Annotated in this window: 8 protein-coding genes; 5 read left to right on the top strand and 3 right to left on the bottom strand. The window is 63.7% G+C overall.

What is annotated here, in order from left to right; all coding sequences use genetic code 11:
- Positions 1–2: 2 nt before the first annotated feature.
- The 3 genes from IPI01_03445 to IPI01_03435 form a co-directional block, all read right to left on the bottom strand.
- Positions 3–1,949, bottom strand: a complete 1,947-nt coding sequence (locus IPI01_03445) for a hypothetical protein (GenBank protein ID MBK7256871.1) — start codon at positions 1,947–1,949, stop codon at positions 3–5.
- Between the two features lie 249 nt (positions 1,950–2,198).
- On the bottom strand, positions 2,199–4,430 hold the full coding sequence (locus tag IPI01_03440) for a right-handed parallel beta-helix repeat-containing protein (GenBank protein MBK7256870.1): 2,232 nt from the start codon (positions 4,428–4,430) through the stop codon (positions 2,199–2,201).
- A gap of 1,020 nt (positions 4,431–5,450) precedes the next feature.
- Positions 5,451–6,374, bottom strand: a complete 924-nt coding sequence (locus IPI01_03435; protein MBK7256869.1) for a D-2-hydroxyacid dehydrogenase — start codon at positions 6,372–6,374, stop codon at positions 5,451–5,453.
- A 206-nt stretch (positions 6,375–6,580) separates the two neighbouring features.
- Here IPI01_03435 and IPI01_03430 point away from each other — a divergent pair, with 206 nt between their 5' ends.
- From IPI01_03430 to polX, 5 genes are all read left to right on the top strand, one after another.
- Complete coding sequence (locus IPI01_03430) at positions 6,581–8,599, top strand: heparinase II/III family protein (protein ID MBK7256868.1); 2,019 nt, start codon at positions 6,581–6,583, stop codon at positions 8,597–8,599.
- Positions 8,600–8,726: 127 nt separating this feature from the next.
- Positions 8,727–9,791 (top strand): hypothetical protein, encoded by a 1,065-nt coding sequence (locus IPI01_03425; GenBank protein ID MBK7256867.1) that lies wholly within the window; start codon positions 8,727–8,729, stop codon positions 9,789–9,791.
- Positions 9,792–9,864: 73 nt separating this feature from the next.
- Positions 9,865–10,974, top strand: a complete 1,110-nt coding sequence (locus IPI01_03420) for an alanine dehydrogenase (GenBank protein MBK7256866.1) — start codon at positions 9,865–9,867, stop codon at positions 10,972–10,974.
- Positions 10,975–10,979: 5 nt separating this feature from the next.
- The gene (locus IPI01_03415; protein ID MBK7256865.1) at positions 10,980–12,272 is read left to right on the top strand and encodes an acetyl-CoA hydrolase/transferase family protein; all 1,293 of its coding nucleotides are present in this window, start codon (positions 10,980–10,982) and stop codon (positions 12,270–12,272) included.
- A 38-nt stretch (positions 12,273–12,310) separates the two neighbouring features.
- Positions 12,311–14,050 (top strand): DNA polymerase/3'-5' exonuclease PolX, encoded by a 1,740-nt coding sequence (gene polX, locus IPI01_03410; protein ID MBK7256864.1) that lies wholly within the window; start codon positions 12,311–12,313, stop codon positions 14,048–14,050.

The following is a 14,050-nucleotide window of genomic DNA, read 5'->3' as shown; positions in this document are numbered from 1 at the left end:
CGTCAGCGCATCAGAACCAACTTGCGCGCAAAGGTCATCGGTTCGCCACCCGCCATCGGCACCACGGTGAGACGGGCGATATACATGCTTGAACTCACTGCCGTTCCCGCCTGATTGGATGCATCCCATACCGCCGTATGCGTGCCCGCCGCGAAGTCCGCATCGGCGACCACGGCGATCTCCTGCCCCAGGACGTTGAAGATGGCCAGCCGGACACGGGCGGCCGATGCCAGCGTGAACGGGAGCGAGGTCGTCGGATTGAACGGATTCGGGTAGTTCTGCGCCAGTCCGAATGACTGCGGTGTTGACGCGTTGTCGTCGACGCCGGTCGCGGAACCTTCGGCCACCGACGGATCGATGAAGTGCTTCACGCTGCCCAGCCAGTAGACGAGGGTCGCGATGTGAGCGCCATTGTACAGGTCACGGTCGGCCTGGAGCATCGCCTGTGCCGCATCCACTCCCGTTGCACCATCGCCAAGATAGAAGAGGCTCTTCAGAACCAGCCGGTCCGTCACGTCGCGGCCGAGGTCGTTCCAGATCGACATCAATGCGGAGGACCAGATCTGTCCGGCGGAGTGCGCGGAGAGCGTGCCAAAGGGGTACGCGCGCGCGTCGTTCAGCTTGCGGCCGCCCCAGAACTCATTGTGTCCATCCCACTTGTACACCCAGTTGAACTGTGCATCGGTGGCCATCCACTTGCCCGTGGAGCGGGAGAACGAGGCGGCCCAGTAATCCGCGTATCCTTCGCCGAGAGCCGCGCACTCACCGCCACCCCAGGTGGGAGCGAATGCGTACTGGATCGCGTGGCCGTATTCATGCCAGATCACGTCTGCGTCTTCGGCATCGTCCACACCGCCCGTGCCGAAGGAAAGCCAGTTGCCCGTCGGGCTGTAATGCGAATTGTCCTGTCCCTGGAATCCATGAGGATCCACGCGGATCGACGCGAGGCGGTCCGATGCGAACCCGAGCTCCAGGAGGCGGTTATACGAGGTCGTGACGTGGTAGAACGTGTTCACGGCTTCAAAACCCTGCTGTGAGCGTGTGAACACAAAGCCATCCGGCGTGGCCGCCGAGAACATGGAGTCGATCGGCATCTCGATGTCTGCGAGCGTGCAGTACGGCCCCTGCAGGACGAATGCGCCGTCGGTGTAGGTCACGGAGTCGAGCGTGACCACCGAGCGGTACGCGTTGAGTGAATCAGAATCGGCGTCACTGGCGTCGACGAAGCCCTTCGAGCCATACGCCTGGCGTGACGAACTCAGCGGATCGCTCACGTAGGCCATTCCGGTGCCGCGCACGCGCTGACCTTCCGTATACTTGACGAACATGTCCTTCTGCTCGAGCAGGGCACCGGAAACCGCGTCCAGGATGAGCTGCCAGTCGCCCGCAGGCTCTTCGCGCGTGAGGTTCACACGGTATGCAAGATGATCGCTGCCGTCCGCCGCACGATAGACCACCAGCGACGCGGCGTCGGGTGTGCCGATCGCCCGGTCACCGGTCGTGAGGATGGTGCGTGCACGATCGACCGCACCCTGCGCATCGAACTGCGGAGCGATGGCGACCTCGATGTCGGCGATCGTCGAATTGCTGACCATGGTCACCTGGTGCGCGGCGTTGGTGGCGATGACCACGCCGGCGCCGTGCACAGGGATCCCGCGGTGCATCTGGGCCATGCGCACATGGGCGCCGCCCGGTGCCACGATCGTCTGCTCTGCGCCAAGGGTGACGGTGTTCATGCCGAGTTCGGCGGCATGGGCGGCAACGAACGACCGCGCTGCGCTGGCAGCGGTGCTCGACTTCGCAAGGCTCTGCACATTATAGAAGGAACGGACGGTACCGCGGGCGTCGGTCTTCGCGGAAGCTGTGTAGTGCATCGTGCTTCCGTCACCGGCGTAGGCGCTGCCGGCGCACAACGACACCAGTGCGATCACCAGTGCAGAGTGTGCCAAGCGGGTCGTCGTTCTGTTCGTGTGCATGAGTTCTGTTCTTGTGTTGGTGCGTGTCGCTGTTCCCGATGATCAGACTCGGTCCTCAGGAGAGGGAGAGTGGCGTCTGATCGTGCACTAATATAACGCTGGAACAGGGGGAAACGTCGTGCGTGCCGTCACATTTTGTAGAAATGACATAGGTGACGCTGTCATTTCTGCACAAGGGGCCGCAGAAGTGGGTATGATGTGACTACATCGGTGAATCGGGGTTTATCGGCGGACAAGGCCCATTTCACCCAACCGGAGCGGCTGGAACCCGATCGCCCGTGCCGGAGAGTTCTCCGGGATGGTCACGCTGCGCCGCTCCGGATCGAAGATCACAGGCGGTGACGTGACGAATGTATTGCCCGGGAATTCCTCCTCGCACCGCCGGTCGCCGGAGGGAATGGCGAGGAATCCTTCCTTCGTGTCGATGTCCAGATAGTACGGGTCCCATCCCTGCTGGCCGTCCGCACGCCTGCGGAGGACGAGCGGGTCGCCGATGAGGTTGTTCCTGATCGTCGAGACCGACTTGTTGAAGGCGAGATAATCGTAGATGTCCATCCATCTCCCGCCCCAGGAGATATTACGCTCGATGCGATTGTTCATCGGGAGCTGCTGGGTGGGGCCGGGGAGTGTCGCGAGCGCCGGATAGCGGGAGATATACGGCGGCTGGTCGTGCCGTACCTCTTTGAGACCGTCGAAGAGCACCGTGATCGTACCGTCGAAGTAGTACCCGGCCCAGCTCAACCCCCGCGCATCGAGATGCAGGGAAGGTGAGCATGCGACATAGAGATTGTTCTCAACGATGTTGTCGCGTCCGCCACCGATGAGCGTCGCACGGCCGGCCTTGTAGAACACATTGCCCGTCACGGTGAACCCGCTCGCCCAATCATCCATGTACATGCCCATCACGCCATGCAGCCCGGGGCCCTGCAGGTCATGGAAGTAGTTGTCGGTGACCCTGTTGCCCAGCCATGTCCAGTTGCGTCCCGTGTGGATCGCACCCGCATCGCCCGATTCCTTCATCACGCTATGGATCTCTGACAGTGTCACGGTATGATCGTTGCCTTTGATGTACACTGCTTCGAACGGCGCGTTGTGGATAAGGCAATGTTCCATCGTGTTGCCCACGCCATCGAGGATCACGCCGTACGATCCTGTCCGGAGCCAGGTGCTGTAATGATGCACCGCGGTGTTGAACACGCGATGGCCGCCGGGAGAAAGCGTGTGCCGGTCGCCGCCCGTCAGGAGGACCCCGCCGCGCGCAACATCCGTCACTTCCGAGTTGCGGACCTCATGCCTGGTTCCGCCGGCGACCACGACGGCATCACCGCCCAGATGACGGAACATACATCCGTCCACGCCAATGTCATTGCCACCACTGATGCTGATCCCCGTGCCGCGGGAGTTCTCAAAGGTGATGCCGCGGAAGCGGATGTGGGAAGCGTTCTCGCATGTGACGAGTGGGGATTCGAGCAGAGAGACCTCGGCCCGCTTCACGTCTCCCGCGCCGGATGGATACAGGAAGAGGATCCCGCGCGTCCGGTCGACGTACCATTCGCCGGGCGTATCAAGTTCCTCGAGGATGTTCAGAAAGTAGTACCTCTGGTTCCTGGTATATCCGTAGTGATGATGCGGCGTGGCTATCGTGATCTCCCGCCGCGCCGTGTCGATCCGCTCCACCTTCTGGAACGAATCGCTCCAATCCCAGGTCCAGTATCCATGCATGAAGATGTCGGGAGCAGGCGCCCAGCGCGACGGACGGTCTTCTCCATACGTGATCCTGCCGAAGTGTTTGCCGACCGGTACACCATGGAATCGCTTTTCGCGCTCGAGCCCGGCGTTGTACATCGTGTCGCCCGATTGCGGGATGTCCGCAATGTGCAGCCAGCGATCATTGGGCCAGCGCGCAAGCTGCATTCTGGTGCCGTCAACGAAGAGTTCCATCCCCGGATTGCCACGGGGTGCGATGGTGCCGTAGTTGCGTATGCCGGCGGCGCGAAGGTCGAGCTGCAGGATGTTCGGCAGGATGGATGGTGCGATGCGCGCCCGGGCGGTGCTGTCGGTGAGCGCGGTGAACCCTGTCACGGCCGGACCGCCGGTGATCCTGACCGGTTCTCCCTGAAAGGCGGCCCAGAGCTGCGGCATCCGTTCCGAGCCGCTGTCGGACTCCCGGAAGGCGAGCGATGAATCAAGAACGTAGGTGCCACCGCGGAGATAGACCGTCACGGTGTCCGATGCCGGCGTGATGGTCTTCATGATCCGGCGTACCATGGCGCGGGCGCGATGAACGGTTGCAAGCGGCCCATCGGTACGCATCGGGTTTGGCGAGGGGAGCCGTCCGGACCATTGGTCATTCCCCGCCGGCGAGATGTACAGGGTCGTGGAAGGCGAGCGAAGCTCGGCCCCATGCAACGGGAGCACGCACAGGATGACGATGAAAAGGGTCAGAGTTCTCATGGCTCTTCGCTGGATGGTCCATGGATGTCCGGGAACGGGAAACCGTGCCGGAGCCGGGTGAACGGCCGCCGTGGTGAAAGGCGCACCGCTCGCAGGACGACACGAGGTGCGTCATTGCATTCGGGAATGAAGGAAGGTACTCAGTCGGCACGAGAATTCCAACTTTTGCTCATCCGGAGCGATTGTTGTATATTCCGATATGAATACCGTACGCTCCCTGATCACGGCATTGGAACTCCAACCCCATCCCGAAGGCGGATGGTACAGAGGGTTTTCGATCCCCGCGCCCGGCTCCCGACCCCCCCGAGCCTTCTGATTTCGCCCACTTCTGGGAGAGGACCCCGCGAGCCCTCCCCGCCCGCGCGCGCCCCCGGCCCCCGGCGGGCCCGCCCCCCGCCGGGCGGGCCGCCCCCCCGGGGGGGGGGGCCCCCCCCCCCGGCGGGCCGCGCGGGGGGGCCCGCGGCCCGGCCCCCCCCGGGCGCCCGGGGGGCGCGCCCGCCCCCCCCCCCGGCCGGGGGGGGCCGGGGGCGCGGCGGGCCCGCCCGGCGGCCCGCCGGCGGGGGGGGCCGGGGGGCCCGCCCCCCGCCCCCGCCCCCCCCCGCGCGCCCCCCCCCCCGGCCCCGCGGGGCCGGCGGCCGCGCCGCCCCCCGGCCCCCCCCCCCCCCGCGCGCGGGCCCCCCCCCCGGGGGGGGGCCGGGGGGGGCCCCGGGGCGGGGGCCCCCCGCGCGCGGCGGCCCCCCGCCCCCCCCCCCGCCCCCCCCCCCCCCCGCCCCCCCCCCCCCCCCCCCCCGGGCGCCCGGCCCCCCGCCCCGGGGGGGCCCCCCCCCCTCCCGGGGCGCCCGGGCCCCCCCCCCCCCCGGGCCCCCGCCCCCCCCCCCCCCCCCCCCCCCCCCCCCCCCCCCCCCCCCGCCCCCCCCCCCCCCCCCCCCGCCCGGGCGGCGAGCGCACAGACGCTGGAGAAGATCGCGTGGCTTCGCAAGGGCGGCCTCTGAGGGCCGCCCTCGCGTCGCCCTGCGTGTGCTACTTGAGCATCTGTTCGGTCGCGAGTGCCCTCACGACCTTCAGCGCGATCTCCGCGCCGACGCGTTCCTGTGCCTCTCTCGTGGATCCGCCGATGTGCGGTGACACGCTCACGCGGGGGTGATTGATGAGCGCACGTTCCTCTTCCGTGGGCGGTTCGTGCTCGAACACATCAAGCGCCGCGCCGGCCACTTTGCCGCTTTCCAGCGCTGCCAGCAGCGCCTTCTGATCGATGATCCCGCCGCGTGCGCAGTTCACGATCACCACGCCCGGCTTCATCATCTCGAATTCCTTCGCACCGATCATCGGCCCCTTCTTCTTGTCGAAGGGGAGGTGCAGCGTGATGAAGTCGGCGCGGGTCAGCAGCTTCTCGAGGGTCGTGATCTCCACGATGAAATCCATCGGCGAGAAGGGCGGATCGTAGGCGAGCACGTGCATGCCGAAGCCCAGTGCGCGGCGTGCGACCTCCTTGCCGATGTTACCGAGGCCGAGGATACCGAGGGTCTTGTTGTACAGTTCGATCCCGCCGCCGAATTCCTTCTTCGGCCACTTGCCGGCGCGCATCTCCATGGTGCTGAGATGGAGGAACCGGCTTACCGCCAGCATGTGCGCGAGGGCCATCTCGGCGACCGATATCGCGGATGCGCCGGGGGTATTGAGGACCGTGATATTGGCTGCGGCGGCCGCGGCCGCGTCGATGTTGTCCAGGCCGACCCCGCCACGGGCGATGACCCTGAGATTCCTGCCTGCCGCGATGACTTCCTTGGTGACCTTGGTGGCCGAGCGGACGAGGATGGCATCGTAGTCGCCGATCCGCTGCAACAACTCTTCCGGCGTGAGCTTCACGTTGTCGACGTGCAGCCCCGCATCCGTGAGGATCTTTGCTCCGTCAGGGGAGATGCCGTCTGAAATGAGGACCTTCATGGGAGACTCCGGTGGCGTTATGGATATGAACCGCAGGTGGAATGTCTCAAGATACCCAAACCACAATCAAGCCGCAACTCTGCCCTCCCGGACCGTCCGCTCTGTTCTCAAGAAATCAGCTCCAACGTTGTATTGATTCTCTGGATGCGTTTGGCTAGGTTGAACGTCAACAGAGTCCCATCCCTCCGTTCAGACAAGGAGCCATCATGCGATACATCCTCCCACGCTGTACGTACATCGTTGCGCTCACCCTGCTGCTGGTGCAGGGAGCCGTTGCTGCCGATACCACGCCGGTCTTCTTCCGGGATGCGGACCGCGCGCGGTTCCACGAGCTCTACATGCATCACCCGGCCTTTGCCGATCTCCGTAAGCAGATGGACACCGTTGACCGGGTACGCGAACGCGCATTCCTGCGCGGGGGTGTCAGGTACAATGACCATCTCTACGACATCGAGCGCATCGGCACACTTGCCCAGCGGATGGCATTGGTGTATCTCTTCACCGGCGATGGAGACGCCGCCGACCTGGCGGCCGAGTGCGTGTCGACGCTGATGAAGTTCCCGAAGTGGGACTACTTCCTGGAAGGCGGCACGGAGGTCATCGGGCTGCAGCGCGCACCCAACTCCGCCCTGGCTGTCGCGATGGTGGTGGAATCACTCGGGGACAGGGTCCCGCGCACAACACGAACCGAATGGTTGAAGACCATGGCGGCCCGGGGAACCGAGCCCTCCTTCCGCGCTGTGTACGGGATGCGGTATCCTGACCGCGTGAAGGGGTGGACGATGGACACGGCGAGCACGTATTTCGAGCACCGTCCTCTCGAACGGGTCACGTCCCTCGCTCGCTGGCCCATCATCCTGAATACGATCAACCTCAAGGCCATTCCTGCATCCGTCCTCGCGCTCAGTGCACTCGTGTACAGGAAGCATCTCGGGCCCGATGCCAATACCGAGCGCTGGCTCGAGCAGGCGGTGTACAGTGTCGGGACGTTCCGGGACATCTATGCGCGGGACGGATCGTACAACGAAGGTGTGTCGTATGCCCACTACACGACCCTGCACCTCATCCAGGCGGTGGAGGCGCTCAAGCTCGCAGGCGTCGCGGACCTTACCGATCTGCTGAACTGGCAGGGATATCAGGACTATCTCCTTGGAATGTCGCTTCCCGCGAAGGACGACCCGACGGCATCCGTGAACTTCGGCGATGCAAGCACCGGTGGCCATGCATCGGTGTCCTACTGGATCGCGCGACAAACGCGCGATGGTGTCGCTCAATGGTTCGGCTCGACGATGGCTGTCTCCCATGATGCGTGGTCGGTGCTGTACTATGATTCGACCGTCCAGGCGACCCCGCCGGTGGCCGGCACGCGGCTCTGGCACTCGGACCTTGACTGGATCGTCGGACGGACAGGATACGGACCGGACGATCTGGTCGTGGCGATGAGGAGCGGACCGCCATTCAATCATGAGCACGCCGACCGGAACGGGATCATCGTCAAAGCCTTCGGTGAACGGCTTGTGACCGATCCCATGCGGCCGCCGTACGCGCGTCTGGATTCCTCCTGGAAGATGAGGCTCACGCCGGGACACAGCGCCGCGCTCGTGGATGGGCAGGGGCATCAGTATGTGAGCGGCATTGACGGCACGAACGCCTCCGAAGCGCACGCCTCGCTCATACGCCACGGCGAACGCGACGGGTACTTCTTCTGGACGAGCGATGCGACACCGGCGTACCGGCTGGTGTTGCCCGACGTGGCCTTGATCACGCGCACGGTGATCACCATGACACGTCTCCCGGCGGTGATCGTGATCGACAAGCTCGTGAAGAAGACGACCCCATCAACATTGCAGGCACGCTTCTATGCGTACAACAATGATGGGAAGGGGAGTGTCGCAACATCCGAGGAGGGCTTCTCCATTACCCGGCCGCATGCGTCACTCCGCGGGCTGGCGATCGGCGGGACCGGTGTGAGTGTTCGCACCGCCGTGCCGGACATCCCCGCGGCGAAGGCGGCGATGTGGCCGTTCATCGAGGCGTCGACGGCACGTAGCGCGAAGGAGTCGTTCCTCGTGTCGGTGCTTGAGCCCGTGCGGGGCGGCGCGCGCGGAACGGCGACGGTGACGCATGAGAATGGCATCTACACCGTGGTCTTCCCGCGCGGCGGTGTCCCGGTGACCGTCCGGATCCAGGATGCGGGGCGCGTACCCGTTTTCGAAGTGCGGTGAGGCACGGGGGCCAGGGAGCAAAGAATCCGACGATCGGGCGATCGCGCCTGGCGCCGTTCTCTTTGCTCCTTTGCTTCCTTTTTCATAACTTCAAAAGAAATACACCCCACACCGTCACACCGTCCCCATGACCTCCAAAGAACGCGTCAAACTCGCCTTTGCTCACGAAATCCCGGATCGCGTACCGATCGACTACCTCGCCAATCCTGGCATCGATGCCCGTCTGAAAGCGCACTATGGCCTGGCGGCGAACGACGACGAAGGCCTGCGCCGCACGCTCGGCGTGGATTTCCGCGAGATCGTTCCGGCGTACATCGGACCAACCCTGCATGCCCCGGTGGAAGGCCGCATGATCGACCTCTGGGGGATCCATACGCGTTGGGTGGAGCATGAGAGCGGCGGGTACTGGGACTATTGCGACTTTCCGTTGAAAGACGCCGACGTTGAGGCGGTGAACGCCTGGCCGATGCCGTCGCCGGACGACTTCGATTATTCCGCCATCCCGGCAATGTGCAAAGCGATGGAAGGGTACTGTCTGATGGTCGGCAACCCCGGTGCCGGGGACATGATCAACACCGCCGGGATGATCCGTGGTGTGGAGCAGGTGCTTGTGGATCTCATGACCGATGATGAGGCCTGCCTACGCTTCATGACGCGGAAGAACGAAGTGCAACTGGCGATGCTCGAGCGTGCCCTGGAGGCAGCGAAGGGGGCGATCGACATCCTCTGGCTGGGTGAAGATCTCGGCACGCAACGGGGGCCGATGATCGGGCTGGACCTCTTCCGGAAGCATGTCCGTCCGCAACATCAGCGCTTCTCCGATCTTGCGCGGCATTTCGGCATACCCGTGATGATCCATTCCTGTGGCTCGAGCAGCTGGGCGTTCGATGATTTTCTCGAGATGGGGATCACCATTGCGGACACGCTGCAGCCGGAGGCGAAGGACATGGCGCCGGCCTATCTCAAGCAGCGCTATGGCGACCGGATGTCCTTCCACGGGTGCATTTCAACGGCCGGCGTGGTGGCGCGTGGAACGAAGGAAGAAACGGTGACGATGGTGAAGGAAACGCTCGAGATCATGATGCCCGGCGGAGGCTATGCGCTGTCGCCCACGCACATGCTGCAGGACAACTCGCCGACGGAGAATGTTGTTGCGCTGTATGATACTGCGAAGAAGTACGGAATCTACTAATTGCTCATTGCCTGTTCAATTCAGATATCTGAATTCAGATATCTGATATCTGAATTTCCTGGGAGGCTTTGCCATGCACATAGGAGTGCCTCGTGAGATCCGGGCCGACGAATATCGCGTTGGCCTGACCCCCGCCGGAGTGGAATTGTTGACCCACGGCGGGCATACGTGCTATGTGGAACGTGAGGCAGGGCTGGGTGCGGGTTTTTCGGACCTCGACTATGAACGCGCGGGGGCGCGCATCGTCTATTCTCCCTCCGAGCTCTACGGCCGTTCCGGGATGGTGATCAAGGTCGGACGTCCGACGGCCGAAGAGCTGGAGATGATCCAGGACGGGACCATCCTGATGGGCTTTCTGCATCTGCCCGTCACCCGCGCCGAGAAGATCGCCAGGATCCTCACAAAGAAGATCACGGCGTTCTCCTATGAGTTGATCCAGGAAGAAGATGGCACCCTGCCCGTCCAGGTGCCCCTCAGCATCGCCGCCGGCCGCATGTCGCCGCAGATCGCAGCGATCCTGATGCAGAACAATCATGGAGGGAAAGGGATCCTGCTCGGTGGTGTGCCGGGTGTCCCGCCGGCCGAGGTCGTGCTCATCGGCGCCGGACGGTATGGTACGTCGGCCGCCCAGGCGTTCCTGCGCCAGGGGGCGAGCGTGTATGTGCTCGATCAGGACCTGAAACGGCTGGAAGCGTTGGACGAACAGGCCGGTGGCGGTGGACGTCTTGTGACGATGGTGTCGCATCAATTCAATATCCGCAAGGTCATCAAGTTCGCGGATGTGGTGGTCGGTTCGGTGTTCGTTCCCGGCACCCGTTCCCCGATCCTCATCACCCGCGAGATGGTGAAGCTGATGAAGCCGCGGTCGATCATCATGGATGTGTGCATCGACCAGGGCGGGTGCGTCGAGACCAGCAGGCCGACGTCCCATCGCGATCCTGTCTTCATCGAAGAGAACATCATCCACTACTGCGTGCCCAACATGACCTCGGCGGTGGCGCGCACGGCGACGCATGCATTCAACAACGCCGCGTGGCCGTACATTCAACAGGTCGCGAAATACGGATTGGACGATGCGATGGCGCGCTCGCATCCCCTGTCGCTCGGCGTCGCGATCCACAACGGCCGCGTCCTCAATCCATCGCTTGCGGCGTCCCTCAGCGGGAAGGAGCGCCCCCGATGAGCTGGATGGATATCTATCGTGAGCGGACGGTCACGCCGGCACAGGCCGTGACGACCATCCAGTCGGGCTTCCGTGTGTTCCTGACGGGGAACTGCTCGGTGCCCCAGAAGGTCCTGGGCGCATTCGTTGCCCGCGCACCGGAATTGAAGGATGTGGAGGTGGTGCAGGTCCTCACGGTGGGCAGTGCGGACTATGTTGCGCCGGCGATGGCCGGACACATCCGTGTGAATACGCTCTTCATCAGCGACAATGTGCGCCTGGCCGTGAACGAAGGACGGGCGGACTTCACGCCGTGCTTCCTGTCCGAGATCCCCGGGCTGTTCAAGAACGGGCAACTCCCGCTCGATGCGGCGCTGATCCACGTCAGCCCGCCGGACGAACACGGCTTCTGTTCTCTCGGTGTCGAAGTGGGCGTTACCAAGACCGCCGCACAGTCGGCACGCATCGTGATCGCTGAAGTGAACCCGAACATGCCGCGCACGCTGGGGGATTCGTTCATCCACGTTTCCAAGATCACCCACATCGTGCCGGTCGATTATGAACTGCCCGAGACCCCGATGGGGGCGGTATCGGAGCTCTCGGACCGGATCGCCAGGCACATTGCCGCGATGATCCCGGACGGCGCCACGCTGCAGATGGGGATCGGCGGCATCCCGGATGCCGTCTTGAATCAGTTGAAGAATCACAAGCACCTCGGCGTGCACAGCGAGATGTTCTCGGACGGTGTCATCGACCTCGTCGAGCGTGGCGTGATCGACGGAGAAATGAAAACGCTGCATCCCGGGAAGATCGTCGCCGGTTTCATGCTCGGGACCAAACGGTTGTACAATTTCGTGCATGATAATCCGATCGTCGAACTGCATCCCACGGAATATGTGAACGATCCGTTCATCATCGCACGGAACGAGAAAATGATCGCGATCAACAGCGCGATCGAGGTGGACCTGACGGGCCAGGTCTGCGCGGATAGCATCGGTCCGCGGTTCTACAGCGGTGTGGGCGGGCAGGTGGATTTCATTTACGGTGCCTCGCGGAGCAAGGGCGGCATTCCGTTCATCGCCCTGTCCTCCACGGCCGATGTGAAGGGCGTTCCGACCAGCCGCATCGTCCCGACGATACGGCCGGGCGGCGGCGTGGTGACGACGCGGAGCCACGTGCGCTACGTCGTGACGGAGTACGGTGTCGCGGAGTTGTACGGGAAAAAGGTGCGGGAACGGGCGAAGGCGCTCATTGCCATCGCCGCTCCGGAATTCCAGGAAGACCTGGAACGGAAGGCCCGTGAGATGAAGTACATGTGAGGATGCCCGGCCGGCCCGATGGGTGCTGGCACACGACGATGGATAAGAAAGAGATCATCGATCTGCTGGAGGAGATGGGCACCCTGCTCGAGCTGCAGGGCGCCAATCCGTTCAAGTCGCGCGCGTTCCACAACGCCTCGCGCGCCCTCGAAGGGGTGACCGAAGATATCGCGCAGGCGGTGGAGTCCGGTTCCATCAGGTCCGTGAAGGGGATCGGCGAAGGGATCGCGCGGGTGATCACCGACCTTGTGCGCACCGGGAAGTCGAAGGACTATGATGAGGTCCGGGGGAAGATCCCCGATGGCGTGCTGGCGATGCTGCGCATCCAGGGCCTGGGCCCGAAGAAGGTCAAGCTGCTCTACGAGAAACTGAAGATCGATTCCGTGGAGGCACTCGAACGCGCTGCTGCTGCCGGGAAGTTGGCGGATATTGAAGGGTTCGGCGCCAAGACCGAAGCGAACATCCTCGCAGGGATCCAGGCCGTCAGGAGCAGGGGAGAGAAGGTCCTGTACCCGTTGGCGGCCGGGCATGCGCAGAGGGTGCTGGAGGAGGTGCGGAAAGTGCCGGGCGTCATCCGTTCGTCCCTCTGCGGGAGCCTCCGCCGCCACAAGGAAGTGATCGGTGATATCGATGTGCTCGTGAGCGCGGAAGAGCGGCACCGGCCGGCGATCATGGAACGCTTCGTCACGCTCCCCGGGGTCTCCAGGGTCATCGCGCGCGGAGACACGAAGTCGACCGTGGAACTGGACACAGCCATCACGTGCGACCTTCGCGTCGTTGCCGATGCGGAATTCCCTTTTGCCCAAAACTACTTTACCGGGAGCAAGGAACACAACGTCGAAATGCGCTCACGGGCCCGGAAGATCGGGCTGAGCCTCAATGAGTATGCGTTCACGCCGCTTGACGGCGCGAAAAAGAAACGCATGCCGCCGGTGAAGTCGGAGGAGGACCTGTACCGTGTGCTCGGGCTGGCATACATCCCGCCCGAGTTGCGCGAGAACACGAAGGAGTTCGAGGCAGCGGAGAAGGATGCGATCCCCGCGCTGATCGAGGCGAAGGACCTCCGTGGGACGTTCCATTGCCACACGACCTCCAGTGACGGTGTGAATACCCTCGAGCAGATGGTGTCCGGCGCGCGTGCGCTCGGATGGGAGTATCTCGGTATCGCGGACCATAGCCAGGCCGCGTCGTATGCGGGCGGACTCAAGCCTGCGGATGTCGTGCGGCAGGTGAAAGAGATCGATGCCGTGAACGATTCCCTCAAGGGGTTCACGGTCTTCAAGGGAACGGAGTGCGATATCCTTCCGGATGGTTCGCTGGATTGGCCCGAGAAGACGCTTGCGCTCTTCGACTATGTGGTCGTATCGGTCCACAGCAACTTCAAGATGACCGAAGCACAGATGACAAAGAGGATCATCACCGCGCTGAAGCACCCACGGGTGACGCTTCTGGGGCACCCGACGGGCCGGCTGCTCCTCTCGCGGGATCCCTACCCGGTGGACATGCTCCAGGTGATCCAGGCCGCCGCCGACTTCGGGAAAGCGATCGAGATCAATGCTCATCCGATGCGCCTCGATCTTGATTGGCGGCTCGTGGCCCACGCGCGCGACCTCGGTGTGCCGATCTTCATCGATCCTGATGCCCACAGCGTGGATGGCCTGCGGGACACATTCTACGGCGTCGGTATCGCCCGCAAGGGGTGGCTCACGGCGGCGGATGTGGTGAATACCCGGACGACCGCAGCGGTGCGTTCGTTCCTTGCCCAGAACAGGAAGTGA

Source organism: Ignavibacteriota bacterium (assembly GCA_016707525.1).
GTDB lineage: Bacteria > Bacteroidota > Ignavibacteria > UBA10030 > UBA6906 > JAGDMK01.
Note: the sequence above shows the minus strand (reverse complement) of the source record. Positions and strands in the feature narration are given on the sequence as shown.

Excerpts from the sequence above, each read along its gene's own strand:
- IPI01_03440 (MBK7256870.1), bottom strand. The coding sequence starts at position 4,430 with ATGAGAACTCTGACCCTTTTCATCGTCATCCTGTGCGTGCTCCCGTTG.
- IPI01_03435 (MBK7256869.1), bottom strand. The coding sequence starts at position 6,374 with ATGAAGGTCCTCATTTCAGACGGCATCTCCCCTGACGGAGCAAAGATC.
- IPI01_03430 (MBK7256868.1), top strand. The coding sequence starts at position 6,581 with ATGCGATACATCCTCCCACGCTGTACGTACATCGTTGCGCTCACCCTG.
- IPI01_03425 (MBK7256867.1), top strand. The coding sequence starts at position 8,727 with ATGACCTCCAAAGAACGCGTCAAACTCGCCTTTGCTCACGAAATCCCG.
- IPI01_03420 (MBK7256866.1), top strand. The coding sequence starts at position 9,865 with ATGCACATAGGAGTGCCTCGTGAGATCCGGGCCGACGAATATCGCGTT.
- IPI01_03415 (MBK7256865.1), top strand. The coding sequence starts at position 10,980 with ATGGATATCTATCGTGAGCGGACGGTCACGCCGGCACAGGCCGTGACG.
- polX (MBK7256864.1), top strand. The coding sequence starts at position 12,311 with ATGGATAAGAAAGAGATCATCGATCTGCTGGAGGAGATGGGCACCCTG.